This is a genomic window from Microbacterium terrisoli, assembly GCF_030866805.1.
Classification (GTDB): Bacteria; Actinomycetota; Actinomycetes; order Actinomycetales; family Microbacteriaceae; genus Microbacterium; species Microbacterium terrisoli.
Genome location: NZ_CP133019.1, coordinates 2,851,552 through 2,870,458, shown reverse-complemented (window position 1 = coordinate 2,870,458; position 18,907 = coordinate 2,851,552). Strand labels below are relative to the sequence as shown.

The following is an 18,907-nucleotide window of genomic DNA, read 5'->3' as shown; positions in this document are numbered from 1 at the left end:
ACACCGGACCGGAATATCCGCGCCGTCGACCGGATTGCACTGGGTATGGCAACGGTGGCACAAGCGATCACGATCACAGACGTCGGCACGGTCAAGAGGCTCGGTTTCGGGGCGATGCGCATCACCGGCCCCGGAGTGTGGGGAGAGCCGGCCGACCCCGACGCGGCGCACGAGGTGCTGCGCAAGGCGGTCGAGTGGGGCGTCGACTTCATCGACACGGCCGATTCGTACGGCCCCGAGGTCAGCGAGCGGCTCATCGCCGAGACGCTGCACCCCTATCCTGCGGGCCTGCACATCGCGACCAAGGCCGGGCAGGTTCGGCCCGGTCCGCACAAGTGGGTGCCGGTCGGTCGGCCCGAGTACCTGCGCCAGCAGCTCGAGATGAGCCTGCGGCGGCTCAAACTCGACACGATCGACCTGTTCCAGCTGCACCGTGTCGACCCCAAGGTCGACAGCGCCGACCAGTTCGGAGAGCTGGCGAAGTTCCAGAGCGAAGGAAAGGTGCGTGCGATCGGCCTGTCGGCGGTGACCGTCGAGCAGATCGAAGAGGCGGGCCGCTACTTCACGGTCGCCAGCGTGCAGAATCGCTACAACAACGCCGACCGCGCCTCGCAAGAGGTGCTCGATTACTGCACGGCCCACGGCATCCCGTTCATCCCCTACGCCCCACTGGACTCGGGCAAGCTCTTCTCGAGCACCGGAGCGGTGGATGCCGTCGCCGCGCGGCTGGGTGTCAGCACCTCGCAGGTGACCCTGGCGTGGCTGCTGCAGCTCTCGCCGATGACGCTGCCGATCCCCGGCACCTCGCGCGCTGACCACCTCGCCGACAACCTCAAGGCCGCCGACCTCACGCTGGACGCGGAAGCGGTCGCCGCCCTCGACGCGGTCGCCTGACCCGGACATTCGCCCCAGTCCGTCACCCCTGGCTACGCGGGCCGTCTCGGCCGTTCAGTCGTCACCTCTGACGGTATGCACCACCTGTGGGTGGTAGCAAGTGGCGACCGAATATCGGGGCCTCACGTTCAGTCGGCACTTGCGATTTGTGCTGCGCCGCGTGGTGACAAGTGACGACTCAACCGGAGGCCGTGGCGCGGCGCACCGCGTGGCCGAGATCGGGTCTTGACGTGTGGCGCAGGATGTGTACGCTGTTTACATGAGATGTGAACAGTGTACACATCAGGTGGTCGGATCATGATCACTGCAACACCGGTGCCCTCGCCGACGCACGTCGCCGCCCGCCCGTACAGCGGCATCGACAGCGGCATCGACGGTGGCCCGCTCGATTCGCGGATGCGGCTCGCCGACCGGTTCGCGCTGCGCGTGGGCCTCTGGCTGATACAGCGCGCCGAGCATCGCGTCCGGCGGCGCGCCGAGCGGGGAATCGTCAGACCGCACTCCGCAGTCCGCGAGGCGACGGCCCGAGAGCAGTACGAGTCCCTCCGGCAGCATGCTTACACGTCGATGCTCTACCACGGATGATCGGCCGCGCGGGGCGGCCGACCGAGAAGCCTGTCGTCAGGAGCGGTGCGCCGCGTAGTACTCCAGCAGCCCGCGGGTCGAGGCATCCTGCGCGGCCACCGCGTCTTCGTCTCCCTCGATCGCCGGAGCGATCTGCAGCGCGAGCTGCTTGCCGAGCTCAACGCCCCACTGATCGAACGAGTTGATGCCCCACACCGTGCCCTGCGTGAACGTGATGTGCTCGTACAGCGCGATGAGCTCGCCGAGCACCCGCGGCGTCAGCGCCGGCGCGAAGATCGACGTCGTCGGGCGGTTGCCGCTGAACGTGCGCGCAGCCACCAGGGGCCCGGTCGTCCCTTCGGCCTCGACCTCTTCGGCGGTCTTGCCGAACGCGAGCGCCTTGGTCTGCGCGAGGAAGTTGGCCAGGAACAGCCCGTGCACGTCACGGTCGCCGTCCTTGAGCGGGTAGGCGGGGTTGGCGAAGCCGATGAAGTCGGCCGGGATCAGCCGCGTGCCCTGGTGGATCAACTGATAGAACGCGTGCTGCCCGTTCGTGCCCGGCTCGCCCCAGAACACCTCGCCGGTGTCGGTGACCACCGGCGACCCGTCCCAGCGCACGGACTTGCCGTTGGATTCCATCGTCAACTGCTGCAGGTAGGCCGGGAACCGGTGCAGCAGCTGCGCATACGGCAGCACCGCGTGCGACTGGGCGCCCAGCAGGTTGTTGTACCAGACGTTGAGCAGGCCCATCAGCACCGGCACGTTGCGTTCGAGAGGAGTGGATGCCACGTGCTCGTCGATTGCGTGGAACCCCGCCAGCAGCTCCTCGAACACGTCGGGGCCGAGTGCGAGCTCAAGCGACAGTCCGATCGCCGAGTCGACCGAATACCGGCCGCCGACCCAGTCCCAGAACCCGAACGCGTTGTCGGTGTCGATGCCGAACGCGGCCACCTTGTCGAGCGCCGTCGAGACCGCGACGAAGTGGTGGGCCACGGCATCTTTCTTCTGCTGGTCGGACCCGTCGATCGCGCCCGCAGCCTGCAATCCTGACCACAGCCAGTCGCGGGCCAGCCGCGCGTTCGTGAGCGTCTCGAGCGTCGTGAACGTCTTGGATGCCACGATGAACAGCGTCGTCTCGGGGTCGAGGTCTGACGTGGTCTGGGCGAGGTCTGTGGGGTCGATGTTCGAGATGAACCGCGCCTCGATGCCGGCATCGGCATACGGCTTGAGGGCCTCGTAGACCATGACCGGGCCGAGATCCGATCCGCCGATGCCGATGTTGACCACGTGTGTGACCTTCTTGCCGGTCACGCCGTTCCACGAGCCCTCGCGCACCCGGTCGGCGAACGCGCGCATGCGGTCGAGCACCTCGTGGACGTCGTGATCGACGTCCTGTCCGTCGACCACCAGTTCGGCTGTGGCGCCGGCGGGTCGGCGCAGAGCCGTGTGCAGCACGGCACGGTCTTCGGTCGTATTGATGTGGACGCCGGAGAGCATCTGCGCGAAGCGCTCGCCGACCCCGGTCTGCTCGGCCAGGCGCACGAGCGAGGCGACGACCTGATCGGTGACGAGGTTCTTCGATAGGTCGACGTGCAGGTCGGCCGCGTCGAACGACAGCCGATCGGCGCGGTCCGGGTCGGTGGCGAACCAGCCGCGCAGGTCGGGCTTCAGCTGCGCCTTCTGCTGCAGCAGTTCGGCCCAGGCGGAGGTGGTCGTGGGATCGATCGGAGCGCTCATGGTTTCCACGCTAGTCGCCTCGCCCCTCGTGAGATCGTGCACGTCTGCTGTGTATCAGTCGCGCCGACCACGCCTCTTCGAGGACGAACTGCGCGCGTCGCGCGAAGCCGTTGCACCCGCCTCTGCTGGTTGAGCATCCCGCCGAACCTCAGCGCACCGCGCGGGCGGCGTTCGCGCGCAGCTCGTCGGCGTTCTGCCGCACGACGTACGCCGGCTGGTCGCGCTCGATGCGCCAGCTCTCGCTGAGCGGTCCGAGGTTGACCGCGTCGTAGCCGAGGTCCTCATACAGCGCCATGACCAGTGCTGCGGCGTCGTCGTGGTCGCTGGCCGTCGGCAGCGCGCGCCGGTTGGAGGTGCCCGCCGGTGACCCGTCGGTGAGGATCTGGCCCGAGCCGATCTGGTTGAACGCCTTGACGACCTTCGCCCCGGCGAGGTGGTCCTGCACCAGCTGAGAGGTGGTGGTCTGCTTGTCGTCGAGGGCCGCGATGTGGCCGTCGCGCTCCCAGTAGTAGTTGCAGGTGTCCAGCACGATCTTGCCCGCCAGGGGCTCTGCAGGGATGTCGGGCAACGCCTTCAGCGGAACCGTCACGATCGCCCAGTCCGCGGCCTCGGCAGCCTCGACCGCTGTGGCCGCCCGCGCCGTGCCGCCGAGTTCGCCCACAAGGTCGGCGAGCGTCGCGGGCCCGCGCGAGTTCGCGATGACGACGTCGTAGCCGCGGTCCACGAGCCCGCGTGCCAGAGTCGATCCGATGTGTCCTGCGCCGATGATTCCTACAGTGGTCATGTTCAGGACAACGTGAGGTGCCGCGACTCATTCCCTGTCGGCGTGTGAGGCGACCAGCAGGTACTTCTGGATCTTGCCCGTGGTCGTCATCGGCAGGTCCTCGACGGTGACGATCGTGATTCCGCGGGGAACCTTGAACGGCGCCAGATGTTTGCGGGTGTGGGTCAGCAGCACCCGCTCGTCGAGCTCGATGCCCTCGACCGGCACCACCCACGCCCAGCCGACCTCGCCGTAGCGCTCGTCGGGGACTCCGGCGACATACGCCTGGCTCACGCCGTCCGCCGCGCTGAGCACCTGTTCGACCTCGGACGGCGACACCAGTTCTCCACCGACCTTGAACAGCTCCTTGCTGCGACCGCGCAGGTGGATGTAGCCGTCGGCGTCGACGAACCCGAGATCGCCGGTGCGCAGCCAGCCGTCGGCGTCCACCGCCTGCGGCGCGCCTGATCCGACATAGCCGCGGGTCACCTGCGGACCCCGCACCACGAGCTCACCCTCGGCGCCGTCGGGCAGCGCGTGCCCGTCGAACGGGTCGACCGTGCGGTACTCGGCGAGCAGACCCGACGCGTCCACCGCCGCGCGGCCCCCCTTCTTGAATGCGCCCACGACCGCCGAGACGGTCTCGATGGCATCTCCGGGATGCGTGAGCGCAGTGGCGGCCGACACCTCGGTCTGCCCGTACCCCGTGAAGATCATCTGCGGGTTCAGGTCGGTCATCACCCGCTCCCACAGCCACACCGGAGCAGGCGCGGCGGCCGAGAAGACGGACTGCAGGCTCGACAGATCGACGTGCGTCTTGGCCGCCTGGTCGACCACGGCCACGGTCATGGTCGGCACGAACAGCACCTCGTTGATGCGGTGGCGCTCGATCTGCTCGAGGGTGGCGCGGGGGTTGAACACCTTCTGCGGCACGATCGCACCTCCGGCGAAGATCACCGCGAGCATCCCCTCGATGTACCCGAAGACGTGATACAGCGGCAGCGCGAATCCGATGCGCCATCCGTCGTCGAAGGCCCGGTGATAGGCCGAGCCGTACGCGCTGCGCAGCAGCATGTCGTGCGTCAGTTCGGCGCCCAGCGCATGGCCGGTCGTGCCCGACGTGAATACGATGTCGGCCACGTCGTCGGCCGCGATGCGGGCGGATGCCTCATCCACGGCGGCGAGGCCGCCTCGTCCACTCAGCGCGGGAGCGGTCACAGCGCCGCTGCGCCATCCATCCTCGACCAGCACGATGCGACGCAGCGAGGGCACCTCGGTGCTGTGCACCTCGCGCTCCCAGCCGCCGAACCGCTCATCGAACACGGCGAGGAAGTCCGTGGCCACCGACCGGTCGATGCTGATCAGCACCGACGCTTCGGCCTGTGCGAGCCGCTGCACGATCTCATCGCCGCGATAGGAGTAGTTCAGCGCGACCGCGATCGCTCCGGTCCGCGCGATCGCGAACTTCAGCACCGGATAGTCGATGCGGTTGTCGACGAGCATCGCGACCCGGTCGCCCGGGCGCACGCCGAGGTCGATGAGTCCGGCGGCCAGGCGCCGTGATCGGTCTGCGACCTGGGAATACGTCAGGGTCTCGGCGTCCGTGATCGCAAACGGTCGGTCGCCGAATCGCGCGGCAGCGTCGTCGAAGGCCGCAGACAGGGTACGTGGCGTCCAGGAGCCGAGCGACTGCTCGAGCGCGTCGCGGCGGCGCGCGACCTCTTCGGGTGAAATCGTGCTCATGCCCAGACGCTACCGTCCGGCGCGTCGCGTGGCCAGAGCGAGCGGCGGCAGGATGGAGCCATGACCACGATTCCCACAGTGCCCCTCAACGACGGCACCTCGCTGCCCGAACTGGGCTTCGGCACCTACCTGCTCAACGGAGATGAGGGGGTGGATGCCGTCGCTTCGGCGATCAGCGTCGGCTACCGGCTGCTGGACTCCGCGGTCAACTACGAGAACGAGTCCGAGGTCGGCGAGGCCGTGCGTCGCAGCGAGCTGGACCGCGACGACCTCATCGTCACGACCAAGGTGCCCGGCCGGGACCACGGATACGAACAGACGCTGGCCAGCGCCCGCGCATCGATCGGGCGGCTGGGACTGGATCGCATCGATCTGTACCTCATCCACTGGCCCAACCCGAGCCTCGACAAGTACCTCGAGACGTGGCGGGCGATGATCCGGCTGCGCGAGGAGGGCCTGGTCCGCTCGATCGGCGTCTCGAACTTCACCGAGCCGATGCTGACCCGGCTGATCGATGAGACCGGGGTCACTCCGGCGGTCAATCAGGTCGAGTTGCACCCGTATTACCCGCAGGCATCCCTGCGCGACTTCCACATCGCGCACGGCATCCGCACCGAGAGTTGGAGCCCGCTCGCGCGGCGCAGCGAGCTGTTGACCGAGCAGGCGGTGCAGGATGTCGCAGCCGCCCACGACGTGACGCCGACGCAGGTGGTGCTGCGCTGGCACATCCAGCTGAGGTCGACGCCGATTCCGAAGTCCGCGCATGCCGGCCGTCAGCGTGAGAATGCGGACGTGTTCGACTTCGCCCTCACCGATGCCGAGGTGGCGGCCCTGTCAGGGCTGGAGCGCGGCCGCGTGCGCCCCGACATGGATCCGAACACCCACGAGGAGATGTAGCGCCGCCGGGTCGGACGTGCACCGGAAAGGCGGCGGCGATAGCGTGGGGCGATGCGCACAACGCCGTTCGACTCCCTCGATCACTACCTCGCCATCCCCCGCGTCGAAGACCTGGCGCTTTCGCCCGACGGACGCCGCGCCGTCCTCGCGGTCGCGACGCTGAACGAAGAGGGCACCGGCTTCGACCGTGCGCTGTGGGAGGTGCCCGCCGACGGTGCCGACGGCCCCGCGCGCCGGCTCACCCGGTCGGCCAAGGGTGAATCCGCCCCCGCGTACACGGCGGACGGTGACGTGCTGTTCATCTCGGCGCGACCCGACGGCTCGGACGCCGACGACGAGCCGGGCCAGCTGTGGCTCCTGCCCGCGGGTGGGGGAGAGGCACGCCCGATCACCCGGCTCGCCGGCGGCGTCACGTCCATCGAGGCGGTGGCTGCAGCATCCGACGTCGTCGTCATCTCGGCCCCGCTGCTGCCGGCCGCCGACACCGTCGAAGACGACGCGCGCCTGCGGGCCGACCGCAAGAAGCACAAGGTGTCGGCGATCCTGCACGAGGGCTACCCGGTGCGGTTCTGGGACCACGACCTCGGCCCCGACGAGCCGCACCTGTTCGCCCTGCACGTGAGCGAGCTGACCGAGCAGGTGGGCATCGCGCGCACCGAGACCGACGGTGATGACGAGAAGGATGGCGCGGCCACCCCGTATCCGGAGTTCCTGCCCCGTCCGCATGACCTGACTCCGCACCCGGGTCGCACCGCCGACGCCTCGGGTGTCGCGATCACCCCCGACGGGGCGACCGTGGTCGCCGCTGTGCCGCATCCGGAGGGCCGCGATCAGCGCGCCCGCCTGGTCGCCATCGACGTGGCGACCGGCGCGCACACGGTGCTGCGCGATGAGCCCCGGGTCGACCAGGAGGCGCCCGCGATCAGCCGCGACGGCACGACGCTCGCCTGGGTACGCGCGGCCAAGGCCACGCCGGCAGGTCCCACCGATCAGGAGCTGTGGGCGGCCTCGATCGACGGGACCGGCGCTCGCCGCCTGGCCGAGACCTGGGACCGCTGGCCGACCGGCATCGACTTCGCCGCGGACGGCACGGCGCTCGTGGTCACCGCCGATCAGAACGGGCGCGGTCCCGTGTTCCGGGTTCCGCTGGACGGCTCGGCGCCCGAGCAGCTGGTGGACGACGACTTCACGTACACGCACGCGATCGTCGACCGTGCGACCGGCGACGTGGTCGCGCTGCGCACGAACTGGATGGCCCCATTGCACCCCGTGCGCCTGAGCGGTGCCGGGACACGTGCCGGCTCCGGCACCGCCTGGGCGCTGCCCCTGCCAGCGCCGCTGCCCGAGGTGCCCGCCACGATGGTCGAGGTGGAGACCACTGTCGCTGACGGCGCGCGAGTGCGCGGGTGGCTGCTGCTTCCCGAGGGAGCCTCGAAGGATGCCCCGGCCCCACTGCTGCTGTGGATTCACGGCGGTCCGCTGAACAGCTGGAACGGCTGGAGCTGGCGGTGGAACCCGCAGCTGCTGGTCGCCCGCGGGTATGCCGTGCTGCTGCCGGACCCGGCGCTGTCCACGGGCTACGGCCTGGAGTTCATCGCCCGCGGGTGGAACAGCTGGGGCGCGGCCCCCTACACCGACCTGATGGCAGTCACCGACGCGGTCGTCGCCCGCGATGACATCGACCAGACCCGCACGGCGGCCATGGGCGGTTCGTTCGGCGGCTACATGGCCAACTGGGTCGCCGGGCACACCGACCGGTTCCGCGCGATCGTCACGCACGCGAGCCTGTGGGCGCTCGACCAGTTCGCCGGCACCACCGACCACTCCGGCTACTGGCAGTCGATCTTCACGCCCGAGGCGATGATCGAGAACTCGCCGCATCGGTTCGTCGGCGACATCCGCACCCCGTTGCTCGTCGTGCACGGCGACCGTGACTACCGTGTGCCGATCGGGGAGGGCCTGCGCCTATGGTCCGAGCTCAACGAGCACTTCGCCGCCCAGGACGGCACGCTGCCGCACAAGTTCTTGTACTTCCCCGACGAGAACCATTGGGTCCTCAAGCCCCAGCACGCGGTCGTCTGGTATCAGACGGTGTTCGCGTTCCTCGACCAGCACGTGCTCGACCACGAGTGGGTGCGCCCCGACCGGATCGGCTGAGCCGGTTCAGCGTCGCTCGGGTCGAGCCGGCTCACGACCGCTCAGCGTGGTCCGCCAGACGGGCGAGCGCGCGCTGCAGACGTGACTCGAACGTCTGCGGTGACGCGGCCGTGAGCAGCGGGTGCAGGATCGAATACCGATCGCTGCGGCTGAGTGCGTCGAACGCCGCCTGCAGGTCGGGGGCCGCCGCCAGCGCGGCGACCAGCGCCTCGGGCGGCTCGGCGGTCGCCGATCCCGCATAGGCACGGTCCCAGCGCCCGTCGGCCTGCGCACGCTCGACTTCGAGCCGCCCGCGTTCGCGCAGGCGGCCCTCGGCTGTCAGCTGCGCGATGCGGGTCACGTTGCGCTGCGACCAGATGGATCCGTTCCGGCGCGGGGTGAACCGCTGCAGGAACGTCCGCTCGTCGCGCCCGCGGATGGGCCCGTCGATCCATCCGCTGCACAGCGCCTCTTCGAGCGCTTCGGCGTAGGTCAGCGACGTGGGTTCGGTCGTGCCCTTCTTCGCGAGCACGAGCCACACCCCGTCCGAGGCGGACTCGTGCTCATCGAGCCATCGCCGCCAGGCGGCGGCGTCGCGGGCAGTGAGTGCGTCGGGCGGTGGTGCCGTCACGATGTCGGCGCGTCGACGGTGATCATCCACGCGGTGCCGAATCGGTCGACGAGCATGCCGAACAGGCCGCCCCACGCCGGCGGTTCGAGCGGCATCGTGACCGTGCCGCCCTCGGCGAGGGCATCCCACGCGGCGCGCATCGCCGCCTCGTCGTCGCCGCCGAGCGAGACGGATACACCGGACTGGGGTGCGAACGGCACACTGTCGGGGGTGTCGGACCCCATCAGCACCAAGCCGTCGTCGGTGCGCAGTTCCGCGTGCATGACGTGATCGGCCTCGGCCTCGTCGTGCGGCATCTGCGGGAAGTCGGCGAACGTCGTGATCTGGAGCGAACCGCCCAGGACCGACTGGTAGAGGTTCATCGCCTCGCGTGCGCTGTCTTTGAACGAGAGATATGCGTTGAGTGTTCTCATCCCGCGAGTATGGAGCGTCCCTCCGACATTGTCTACGGCATCGCCTGCGGGCGGTCGGTCAGCGGTCCCGGTGATCTTCGGGGTGCAGCCGCGGCCCGCGGCGCGGCTCGCGCGGCCCGCTCATGCGCACGAGCCGGATGACCCGCTGCCGCTGGCCGGGCCACGCGGCCAGAAGCCGCAGCATCCCGTCGTCATCGGTTCTGGTTCCGGCCAGCGCGAAGCCGATCTCGTGGGCGAGATGGTAGTCGCCGACGCTGACCGCATCGGGGTCGCCGAGGGCTCGGGCACGGGTCTCGGCGGCGGTCCACCGTCCCACACCGGGCACGCTGGTCAGCACGGCATCACGCGCCGGCCCGTCGACTGCGTCGGTCAGTGCGCGCACGAGCGAACGCCCCCGCCGAGCGGCCTCGACGACGGCGCGCGACTGCGCGGGCTCGACGCCGGCACGATGCCACGCCCACGACGGGATGCGGCGCCAGTCGTCGATCGCCGGCGGGGCGAACAGCGGCCGCGGCGTCGGCCCGGGCGCGCGCTGGCCGAACCGGGTGACCAGGCGCCGCCAGGCGCCGAAGGCCTGGATGCCGGTGACCTTCTGCTCGAGGATCGCCCCCGCCAGCGCGTCGAAGACGAGGTCGGTGCGCCCCAGCCGCAGGCCCGGGTGCCGATGGTGGGCACCGGCGACGATGGGATGCCTCGTCGCGTCGAATCCGGTCGCGTCGTCGCGAGCGCCACACAGGGCGGGCACCTGCGCGAGCGCCCATTCGGCACCGGGGCCCCAGGCAGCCGCGCGGATGACGCCCGGCGCGACCTCGCGCAGCGCCGTCGTGGCGATGCCGTCGGGAGTGCGCGCCGCGTGCCAGATGACGGCTCCGTCGATCGTCATCGTCGGGTCGCCCCCGCCGCGCCGGTGGATCGCGACGGTGGCGTGCAGGTCGAGCGGGTGCGCGGGCCGGTACTCCGTCTCACGCGGTCGCACCGGACCCGTTTGCAGGTCATGCGCGGTGGTTGCCGATGCCGACGGGCGCGCGGTGCGCGGTGCGCGCTCGTCGGCCACCGGCATCTGCATGACTCCACGATAGGTGCGGTCCCTGACAACCCTGGCCGGGGCGCGCTCGGCCCGCGACGACTGCGGCCGTGTGCGCCGTGATCCCGCTCAGGCAGATGCGGTGGTGGGCGCCCATTCGGGCAAGTGGCGGGTGAGCGCCCACGCGGCCTGCGCGGCCATGCCGTCGGCGACCAGGAACTGCGGTTCGGCGACCGTTGTCGTGGGCAACGCGCGGCCGAGCGACGCCGCCGCGTCTGCGCCGCCGTCGACGACCTGCAGCCGTTGTACCAGCGCACCGGCATCGCGCAGCAGCTGTACTGCCGCGACGGCATCCGCTGCCGTCGGCGCCTGCGGCAGCGGTGCCTCGAGCAGGTACCGCCCGGTTGCATCGGCTCGGCAGCCGACCCGCGGGGCGCGGACCGGCTCGTCTGCGACTGCGCACATCACGGGCCGGTCACCCAGCAGCACGATCGCGTCGTCGGGTGCCGCGCTGCGCACACCGGCACCGAGCACGCCCGCACCGAGCACGCCCGCACCGCGCACACCGGCACCGAGCACGGCCGCCGCGCGGCGCGTGGCACCCACTCCGATCACCCGGGCCGTGCGGATCTGCAGCTCCGGCCATTTCGCCGCTTCACCGCCCCAGCCGTCGGGACGCATCACGCGCGGCTTGATCGCCGCATGGCCGAGCGCTGCGGCCACCAGCGTGTGCTCGTATTTGCCGGTGGTCGGGTTCCACCACCCGGTCGCGCTGGCTTCGGATCGGTCGGTGGCCAGCTCTTCCAGACGCGGGCCGTTCGGCCCCTGCGGTCCGAATCCGCGCAGCAGCCAGGTGAGCCAGTCGTGCGGCGTCAGCACGGCATCGACCCGAGCCGCGACATCCGGAGCCTGTTCGCGCAGCGCGCGCACGGCGGCGATCGGCGTGGCGGCATCCGGCAGCGCGCCGGTTCGATCGATCAGTGCGTCCGCGCCGATCTCATCGATCAGCGCCTGGGCCGCGCGGGCGGATGCGCCGGACGCCGAGCCGTCCGATTCGGAGGCGCCTCGGATCAGGCTGTCGGCGTGCACGATCTCGCCGGCGGAGTCGAGTGCGACCAGCCCCGTGTGCGCGGCCAGCGCGAACGCCGAGACGTCGCCGAACCCGCCGACGTCGATGATCGCGTCATGCAGCGCCTGCCACCACCCGGCCGGGTCGTCCGGTGTCACCATGCGCGCGCGTCCGCTGCGCACCCGGGCGCCCGAGGCGGCATCGCAGATCACGGCGAGGCAAGCGTCTCGCGTGACATCCAGCCCGGCGACCAGTGTCGCCTTCACCGTGTGTGGCGGACGCGCGGGTGCCGGCTGCTGCATTCCTCCAGGCTATGCCTGCGCCAGAGCCGGTCCGGCGCGGCGAGCGCGGTGAAGGCGACGGCGCTCAGAAGCGGTCGGGTGAGGGAGTGCCGTGGCCGTAGCGGATCACGACGTCGGCGTGCCGGTCGAACCGGTAGCCGACCCCGCGCACCGTGCGCACGACGTCTTCGTAGCGACCGAGCTTGGCCCGCAGACGCCGCACGTGCACGTCGATCGTGCGCTCGCCCGGCGCGTCCTTGTCGGCACCCGGCTGCCACAGCGACGAGACCAGCTCGCCGCGCTCGATGGTGCGGCCTTCGCGCAGCACGAGGTACTGCAGCAGCTCGAACTCCTTGAACGTGAGGGCGGCTGACTCGCCGTCGATGACGACGCGCTTGCGTGAGATGTCGACCACCACGCCACCGGGTGCGGTCTCTTCCTCTTCTTCGGGCTCGGGCTTGGTGCGTGCCACGGCGCTCGGCTCGTGCAGCGCGAGGCGCACCACGTCGACGTCGCGCCCGCCGGCACCCTGCGGTGCCAGGGCGACGGTCGCATAGGTCTCGGCCTCGGGTGCGACCTCTGCCAGTGTGCGCCGCAGCGCGTCGACGATGGTGCCGAGCGAGATGCCGGATGCCGCGGCCTTGATCTCGTCGAATCCGACATACAGGGCGAAGCCGCGGGGAGTGGTCCCCGGGGGCAGGTTGCGCTGGTGCTGCGGCGTGGTCGGGTGCGACGCCGGCGCGGGGCGATCGGTGACCAGGCGCAGCGTGGGGCGCGTCGTGGTCGAGGTGGTACTGGTCGTGGTGGGTCGCTCGAGGAGGGCGGTGTTCGACATGATGTGTAGTCCTTGACGGAAGGACCCGGGACCGGGGTCTGCCGGTGGCGGGTACGAGTGTGCTCTGAACGCGGCCAGAACAGGCCGCTGTGGCGAGGCATCATTGCGCAGGGTGCGACGAGGTGCTCGGGGGCTTCCAGCAGTATCGGCTTCGAGGTGGCGAAGCGACGTGTGCGAGCCCGGCGGGGGTTACCGATTCAGCGGCACATTCGACAACACATGACGACACACGCCGGCATCATGGTGCCGGAAATCCCGTTCGCCTCCCAGGCGGACAGAGAATGCGTGTCGTGAGTCATGAGGCTGATTATTGCCGAATGCGTCCCAATGAGTCAAATCGCACGGACGCCGCGCTGTTCGCGTGACGGAATATGACAGATTGCTCAATCCTGCGTCGTGCAACGCAGTTCCTGATCGGGTGAGACGGGGTCTCGGTCGCCGTTCTGCTCGCCGGCGCACGCGCGTGCCGGAAGGCGGCGGCCTCCGGGATGCCGCTGCCCGGCGCAATTGCGACCCCGCCGGTCCGCAGCTGGGTTAGCCTTGGCGCGTGAGTGAGATGCGCTTCGCGAACGAACCTGACGCTTCGCGCTACGCGCTGTATCGGGGCGACGACCTGGTCAGCGCGCTGACCTATCGCGACGACGGACGCACGGTCGCCTTGACGCGTGCGTACACCGTGCCGCCGTTCCGCGGCAACGGATACGCGGCCGTGGTCGTCGACCGCGCCGTGGCCGAGCTCGAGCACAGCGGTGATCGCACGGTGCAGCCGGTGTGCTGGTACGTCGCCGATTGGTTCGCCGCGCACCCCGAGCGTGCCGGCATCCTGGCCTCTCGCCCGCGTACCGCGGTCTGACGGACCGACCCGCCCGATCCGCCCGATCCGCCCGACGCGTCGGCTGGGCCGCATCCGGTGCGTCGCGGCCTGGCTGCCCGGCGATGTCGCGGGCTGCTCGTACCGTGGAGGCATGCGCATCCTGCACACCTCTGACTGGCACATCGGGCGGACGTTCCACGGCAACGCGACCCTCGTCGCGCTGCGTGTAGTGCTCGATGCGCTGGTGGCCGAGGTGCGCGATCGCGACGTCGACGTCGTCGTCGTCGCCGGCGATGTGTTCGACTCCGCAGCCCCCGCCGGGGACTGCTACACGCTGCTCACCGACATGCTCGTCGCCCTGCGCGAGACCGGTGCGCACGTGATCGTCACGAGCGGCAACCACGACTCGGCGGCGCGGCTCGGATTCCAGGCTCGGCTGCTGCGCGACGGCATCCACGTGCTGACCGATCCCGCCGAGCTTCAGACCCCGGTCACCATCGACGACGCGTACGGGCCGGTCCACTTCTACGGCATCCCCTATCTCGAACCCGCGCTGGTGCGCCGGCAGTGGCCGGGCGTGCGCTCCCAGGCCCAGGCGCTTGCCCGTGCGATGGAGCTCGTGCAGCTGGATGCCGCGGTGCGCGGCGGGCGTTCGGTCGTGGCCGCGCACTGCTTCGCCGCGGGCGTGGAGGCCACGCCCCACCTCGAGCGCGACATCCAGCAGGGCGGGCTCGACGTCGTGCCCCTCTCGGTGTTCGACGGGCCCGACTACGTGGCGCTGGGGCACATCCACGGGCGCAGCACACTCAGCGAGCGGGTCCGCTACGCCGGGGCGCCGCTGCACTACAGCTTCGGTGAGCGCGACAAGCCCCGCGGGGCCTGGCTCGTGGAGATGGATGCCGCGGGCTTGGCCGGCGTCGAATGGGTGGCGCTTCCCGTCCCCCGCGCGCTGGCGGTGATCGAAGGGCCGCTGGAAGACCTGCTCACCGATGCACGCTTCGCGCACGCCGAGGACGCGTGGGTCAGCGCTCGCTACACGGACTCGGCGGCGCAGGTCGATCCGATGCGCCGGCTGCAGCAGCGCTTCGCGCACTGCGCCGAGGTGCGGCATGGTCCGGCACAGGTCGCGGCTGCCGACACCAGGTCGTTCAGCGCGCGGGTGGCAGCGACCCGGTCCGATGCCGAGCTGGTCGACGCGTTCCTGGCCCACGTGCGCAACGGCGACGGCCTCGCCGACGATGAGATCGAGCTCGTGCGCGACGTGCTCGACGAGCACACGGTCGCCGAGGTGACCGCATGAAGCTGCATCGCCTTCAGATCGAAGGGTTCGGGCCGTTCCTGCAGCGCCAGACGGTCGATTTCGACGCCTTCGACGACGACGGCATCTTCCTCATCGCCGGTCGCACGGGTGCCGGCAAGTCCAGCATTCTCGATGGCGTCGGCTTCGCGCTGTACGGCGGCGTCCCCCGTTACGACGGTGGTGCCAAGCGTCTGCGCAGCGACCACTGCGGGCCCGAGGACCGCACCGAGGTCGTGCTGGAGTTCACGGTGGGCGATCGGCGCTGGCGCGTGACCCGCGCCCCCGAGTACGAGCGTCCGAAGAAGAACGGCAAGGGCACGACCATCGAAGACCACCGGGCTCTGGTCGAAGAGCTCGTCGACGGCGACTGGGTTGCGCGCGCGGCCAAGCCCCGCGAAGCGGCCGAACTTCTCGATGAGATCCTGGGGCTGAATCGCGAGCAGTTCCAGCAGGTGATCCTGCTCGCGCAGAACAGGTTCGCCCGGTTCCTTCTCGCCCGCAACGACGATCGTCAGGCGCTACTGCGCACGCTGTTCGGCTCGCGCCGCTATCAGGACTACGAGCGGGCGCTCGAGCAGCGCCGCAAAGACGCCGAAGACGCCGTGTCAGGCCGTCGGCGTGACGTCGAGGCGATCCTCGATGCGGCCGAGGCCACCGTCGCCGCCTACGGCTTCGGCGGGTCCGAGGCCCGAAGCGATGCATCGACCTCGGTCGACGGCAGCGCGGCGGGTGCGTCTGCGGCCGAGGCGGCGATGCCGTCCGTCGCCGATCGCATCGCGCAGCTGGACCGTGCCCGCGACCGCGGGCGCTACCAGGTCGAGGCGTTGCAGTCTGCACGCACCGAGGCCCTGCACACGCGCGACAGCGCGGTCACCGCACACGAAGAGCTGCGTCGCACACATGAGCGGGTCGCCGCCCGGCTCGGGGCGCGTGACGCACTGGCCGCGCTCGAGGCGCGCGCCGACGAGATCGCCCAGGCCCGGCGCACGCTCGACGACGCGCGTCGGGCCGATGCGCTGCGGTCCGTGATCGAAGCCGCCGCGCGCGATGAGCAGTCCGCCGCTCGCCGAAGCCTCGCCGAAGACGACGCGCGCACGTTGTGGGCGGCCCACGGCGGTGCAGCCGTCGCCGACTCCGCCGCGCTGGAGACCCTCGTCGACGAGCTCACCGGATCGATCGCGGTGTGGCAGGCGGCGCTGGCCCACGAGCAGACGCTCGCGGCGCATCGCGCACAGCTCGAGGCCGCTGAGAAGGATGCCGCGGCCGCCGCGGCGCGGATCGGGGCGCTGGACGAGCAGCGTGCCGCCCTGCCCGGGCGGCGTGCGGAGCTTGACGCCGCGGTACGCACGCACGGCGATCTCGCCGCCACGCTCGAAGACGCCCGAGCCGCCGTCGACGATGCCGCCGGACGCCTGGCGGCTGCCCAAGACGCCCAGGCGTGCCAGGCTGCGATGCACGACGCCGAGAAGACGCAGCTGGCCGCTGACGATGCGGCGGCAGAGGCGGATGCGGCGGCCCGTGAGCTGTTGCGGCGCCGCGTGGCCGAGCGCGCCGGAGAGCTGGCGGCCGGGCTCGTCGACGACGAGCCGTGTCCGGTCTGCGGGTCACTCGCGCACCCGCACCCGGCCGAGCGCGCACCGCAGCCGGTCACCGACGACGAGCTCGAGCGCGCCGAATCGGAGAAGTCAGCGGCGCAGGACCGGGCCCGCGCGGCGGCCGAGGCGGCCTCGGCGGCGCGGGCAGCCCTGGCCGCCGCCGCAGGACGCGCCGCCGGTCTCGACGTGGCGTCGGCGCGCGCGGCTGCCGACGTCGCGACGGCGCGGTTCGAGGCGGCCGAGCGTGCCGTGCGGTTGCGCGACACTGCGCGAACAGCGCGTGCCGCACTGGACGACGAGGCAGACCTGGCCGAACGAGAAGTGGCCGACCTGCGGGCGCGCCGGAGTGAGTTGAGCGCGCAGGTGACGACGCTCGCCGAGCGGGTCCGCACCTCCGAGGCGGCGATCGATGCGGCCCGCGGCGATTTCGACAGCGTCGCCGACCGCATCGCGGATGGCGAGCGGCGGCGGCAGTCCGCCATCGACCTGCGCGCGGCCATCGATGCGGCCGCCACGGCCCGCGCCGCCGCGCGCGCCTCGCGTGAAGACCTCGACGCACGCGTTGCGGCATCCGCTTTCGCTGACGCAGCCGCGGCGCGCTCGGCGCTGCGTGACGAGGCCGTGCGCGACGAGCTGGAGAAGACGATCACCGAGCACGGCAACGCCGTCGAAGTGCAGCGCGCACGGCTGATGCAGCTCGAGATCGAACTGGCCGGCGCACCTGAGCCACTGCCCGGCCTGGCCGAAAGCGAGGCCGGCGTGGCCGCGGCGCGCGCGGCCGCCGACGCGGCGACCGCCGCCGCCGCCGGTGCCGCCCTCGCCGTGACGTCGCTGGACGAAGCCGCCGGCCGCGCAGGTCGGGCGCACGACGCCATCGCCGAGCTGGAGCAGCGTCGCCGCCTCATCGCCGGTGTCGCCAACGCGGTGGCAGGACGCAACGATCGCAAGATGGACCTCGAGACGTTCGTGCTGGCCGCCGAACTCGAGCAGATCGTCGCGGCGGCGAACCTGCGGCTGGAAGACATGTCATCGGGCCGCTATCGGCTGCGTCACACCGATGCGCTGGCTGCGCGCAACGCCGCCAGCGGGCTCGGACTCGAGGTGGTCGACGCCTTCACCGGCCAGGCGCGCCCCGCGCAGTCGCTCTCCGGCGGCGAGACGTTCCTGGCCTCACTCGCCCTCGCGCTCGGACTGGCCCAGGTGGTGACCGATCGGGCGGGCGGCATCCGGCTCGACACGCTATTCATCGATGAAGGCTTCGGATCGTTGGACCCCGAGACTCTCGACCTGGCGATGCGCACCCTGGACGAACTGCGTCAGGGCGGGCGCACGGTCGGCGTGATCAGCCACGTCGAGGCGATGAAGGAGCAGCTGCCCGCCCAATTGATCGTCGAAGCCGGAGCGCATGGGCCCAGCACGATCCGTCAAGGGGCCCTCGACCCGGCGTAGCACCCGGCGATCTGCGCGATCTGCACTCCGTCAGGGCCTGAGGTGGTCTTCCGCGGCCTTCAGCACGACATCGACCAGGCGCGTGGCCTGTGGCTTCGTGAACGCCCCGGGCTTCAGCGCCCTCAGCTGGTCGACCTGGTCGGCGACGGCGGCGTCGCCGCCCGAGCGATACGCCTCCAGCACGCTGTAGCCGATCAGTTTCAGGATGTCGTCGCTGTAGGCGCCGTCGATCTGGGCGTCAGTGGCATCCAGACGGATCTGCTTGACGATGTCGCGGATCTGCGGGCGGGCATCGGCCAGGAAGGCCTTCTCGCCGGCGGCCTGGGCGGCGGCTTCGGCAGCCGCCTGCTGCTCGGAGGTGTCGCTCACCTGCGCATCAGGGGCGGGCGCCACCGCAGCCGACTGTGCGCTCAGTCCGGTCCACGTTGCCACCACGAGGGCCACGACGAACACGATCCCGCCCAGCACCGCGACGATGACCCCGGTCACGCTCAGCCCCGTGCCGCCCTGGCGGCGACTGATCAGCGCGATGAGGCAGAGCACGAGCCCGACCAGCAGCAGCACGCCGGCCACGATCACCGCCGGCAATCCCAGTCCGGGCACGAACCCGCCGAACGCCGCGACCAGGCCCAGCACCGCGGCCACCAGCCCGAGCACGGCCAGCGCGCGCGGCCGCGCGGGCGGAACCGGTGGCACGAGCGGCTCGAGATCGGGGTGGGGTGAGATCACCCCGCGATACTACTGGCCGTCACCTGCGCACCT

General features: G+C 70.9%; 16 protein-coding genes. 7 read left to right on the top strand and 9 right to left on the bottom strand.

All coding sequences use genetic code 11. The features are described from left to right. Positions 1–54: 54 nt before the first annotated feature. Together QU603_RS13005 and QU603_RS13000 are read left to right on the top strand one after the other, a co-directional pair. Positions 55–894 (top strand): aldo/keto reductase, encoded by an 840-nt coding sequence (locus tag QU603_RS13005; protein WP_370655306.1) that lies wholly within the window; start codon positions 55–57, stop codon positions 892–894. Between the two features lie 297 nt (positions 895–1,191). After that, entirely contained in the window at positions 1,192–1,479 is a 288-nt protein-coding gene (locus tag QU603_RS13000) for a hypothetical protein (protein ID WP_308491800.1), read from the top strand. A gap of 36 nt (positions 1,480–1,515) precedes the next feature. Here QU603_RS13000 and pgi read toward each other — a convergent pair whose 3' ends face one another. The 3 genes from pgi to QU603_RS12985 form a co-directional block, all read right to left on the bottom strand. Continuing rightward, a complete protein-coding gene (gene pgi, locus QU603_RS12995) occupies positions 1,516–3,195 on the bottom strand; it encodes a glucose-6-phosphate isomerase (RefSeq protein ID WP_308491799.1) in 1,680 nt (559 codons plus the stop codon). A 148-nt stretch (positions 3,196–3,343) separates the two neighbouring features. Then, positions 3,344–3,979: an NADPH-dependent F420 reductase gene (locus QU603_RS12990; RefSeq protein WP_308491798.1), complete on the bottom strand. Its 636-nt coding sequence runs from the start codon at positions 3,977–3,979 to the stop codon at positions 3,344–3,346. Between the two features lie 27 nt (positions 3,980–4,006). Beyond that, complete coding sequence (locus QU603_RS12985) at positions 4,007–5,701, bottom strand: class I adenylate-forming enzyme family protein (protein ID WP_308491797.1); 1,695 nt, start codon at positions 5,699–5,701, stop codon at positions 4,007–4,009. A gap of 60 nt (positions 5,702–5,761) precedes the next feature. Here QU603_RS12985 and QU603_RS12980 point away from each other — a divergent pair, with 60 nt between their 5' ends. Further along, a complete protein-coding gene (locus tag QU603_RS12980) occupies positions 5,762–6,598 on the top strand; it encodes an aldo/keto reductase (RefSeq protein WP_308491796.1) in 837 nt (278 codons plus the stop codon). Positions 6,599–6,649: 51 nt separating this feature from the next. Next, a complete protein-coding gene (locus tag QU603_RS12975) occupies positions 6,650–8,755 on the top strand; it encodes a S9 family peptidase (RefSeq protein ID WP_308491795.1) in 2,106 nt (701 codons plus the stop codon). Between the two features lie 31 nt (positions 8,756–8,786). Here the strand turns inward: QU603_RS12975 and QU603_RS12970 are convergent, their stop codons facing one another. From QU603_RS12970 to QU603_RS12950, 5 genes are all read right to left on the bottom strand, one after another. Beyond that, a complete protein-coding gene (locus QU603_RS12970; protein WP_308491794.1) occupies positions 8,787–9,395 on the bottom strand; it encodes a YdeI/OmpD-associated family protein in 609 nt (202 codons plus the stop codon). After that, positions 9,362–9,778, bottom strand: a complete 417-nt coding sequence (locus QU603_RS12965) for a VOC family protein (RefSeq protein ID WP_308491793.1) — start codon at positions 9,776–9,778, stop codon at positions 9,362–9,364. Before QU603_RS12965 ends, QU603_RS12970 begins: the two co-directional genes overlap by 34 nt. Positions 9,779–9,836: 58 nt before the next feature. After that, complete coding sequence (locus QU603_RS12960; RefSeq protein ID WP_370655359.1) at positions 9,837–10,838, bottom strand: DNA-3-methyladenine glycosylase family protein; 1,002 nt, start codon at positions 10,836–10,838, stop codon at positions 9,837–9,839. A gap of 93 nt (positions 10,839–10,931) precedes the next feature. Next, positions 10,932–12,173 (bottom strand): FGGY family carbohydrate kinase, encoded by a 1,242-nt coding sequence (locus QU603_RS12955; RefSeq protein WP_308491791.1) that lies wholly within the window; start codon positions 12,171–12,173, stop codon positions 10,932–10,934. 64 nt (positions 12,174–12,237) lie between these two features. After that, the gene (locus tag QU603_RS12950) at positions 12,238–12,987 is read right to left on the bottom strand and encodes a winged helix-turn-helix domain-containing protein (RefSeq protein ID WP_308491790.1); all 750 of its coding nucleotides are present in this window, start codon (positions 12,985–12,987) and stop codon (positions 12,238–12,240) included. A 556-nt stretch (positions 12,988–13,543) separates the two neighbouring features. On the opposite strand from QU603_RS12950, the gene QU603_RS12945 reads away from it, so the two are divergent. The 3 genes from QU603_RS12945 (at position 13,544) to QU603_RS12935 (ending at position 18,145) form a co-directional block, all read left to right on the top strand. Beyond that, the gene (locus tag QU603_RS12945; protein WP_308494021.1) at positions 13,544–13,840 is read left to right on the top strand and encodes a GNAT family N-acetyltransferase; all 297 of its coding nucleotides are present in this window, start codon (positions 13,544–13,546) and stop codon (positions 13,838–13,840) included. 112 nt (positions 13,841–13,952) lie between these two features. After that, positions 13,953–15,101 (top strand): exonuclease SbcCD subunit D, encoded by a 1,149-nt coding sequence (locus tag QU603_RS12940; RefSeq protein ID WP_308491789.1) that lies wholly within the window; start codon positions 13,953–13,955, stop codon positions 15,099–15,101. Beyond that, positions 15,098–18,145 carry an AAA family ATPase gene (locus QU603_RS12935; protein WP_308491788.1) on the top strand — a complete coding sequence of 1,016 codons (3,048 nt, stop codon included), beginning with the start codon at positions 15,098–15,100 and terminating at the stop codon, positions 18,143–18,145. Before QU603_RS12940 ends, QU603_RS12935 begins: the two co-directional genes overlap by 4 nt. A 30-nt stretch (positions 18,146–18,175) precedes the next feature. Here QU603_RS12935 and QU603_RS12930 read toward each other — a convergent pair whose 3' ends face one another. Continuing rightward, entirely contained in the window at positions 18,176–18,874 is a 699-nt protein-coding gene (locus QU603_RS12930; RefSeq protein ID WP_308491787.1) for a hypothetical protein, read from the bottom strand. Between the last annotated feature and the right edge of the window lie 33 nt (positions 18,875–18,907).

Excerpts from the sequence above, each read along its gene's own strand:
- QU603_RS13000 (WP_308491800.1), top strand. The coding sequence starts at position 1,192 with ATGATCACTGCAACACCGGTGCCCTCGCCGACGCACGTCGCCGCCCGC.
- pgi (WP_308491799.1), bottom strand. The coding sequence starts at position 3,195 with ATGAGCGCTCCGATCGATCCCACGACCACCTCCGCCTGGGCCGAACTG.
- QU603_RS12990 (WP_308491798.1), bottom strand. The coding sequence starts at position 3,979 with ATGACCACTGTAGGAATCATCGGCGCAGGACACATCGGATCGACTCTG.
- QU603_RS12985 (WP_308491797.1), bottom strand. The coding sequence starts at position 5,701 with ATGAGCACGATTTCACCCGAAGAGGTCGCGCGCCGCCGCGACGCGCTC.
- QU603_RS12980 (WP_308491796.1), top strand. The coding sequence starts at position 5,762 with ATGACCACGATTCCCACAGTGCCCCTCAACGACGGCACCTCGCTGCCC.
- QU603_RS12975 (WP_308491795.1), top strand. The coding sequence starts at position 6,650 with ATGCGCACAACGCCGTTCGACTCCCTCGATCACTACCTCGCCATCCCC.
- QU603_RS12965 (WP_308491793.1), bottom strand. The coding sequence starts at position 9,778 with ATGAGAACACTCAACGCATATCTCTCGTTCAAAGACAGCGCACGCGAG.
- QU603_RS12960 (WP_370655359.1), bottom strand. The coding sequence starts at position 10,838 with ATGCCGGTGGCCGACGAGCGCGCACCGCGCACCGCGCGCCCGTCGGCA.
- QU603_RS12955 (WP_308491791.1), bottom strand. The coding sequence starts at position 12,173 with ATGCAGCAGCCGGCACCCGCGCGTCCGCCACACACGGTGAAGGCGACA.
- QU603_RS12950 (WP_308491790.1), bottom strand. The coding sequence starts at position 12,987 with ATGTCGAACACCGCCCTCCTCGAGCGACCCACCACGACCAGTACCACC.
- QU603_RS12945 (WP_308494021.1), top strand. The coding sequence starts at position 13,544 with ATGCGCTTCGCGAACGAACCTGACGCTTCGCGCTACGCGCTGTATCGG.
- QU603_RS12940 (WP_308491789.1), top strand. The coding sequence starts at position 13,953 with ATGCGCATCCTGCACACCTCTGACTGGCACATCGGGCGGACGTTCCAC.
- QU603_RS12935 (WP_308491788.1), top strand. The coding sequence starts at position 15,098 with ATGAAGCTGCATCGCCTTCAGATCGAAGGGTTCGGGCCGTTCCTGCAG.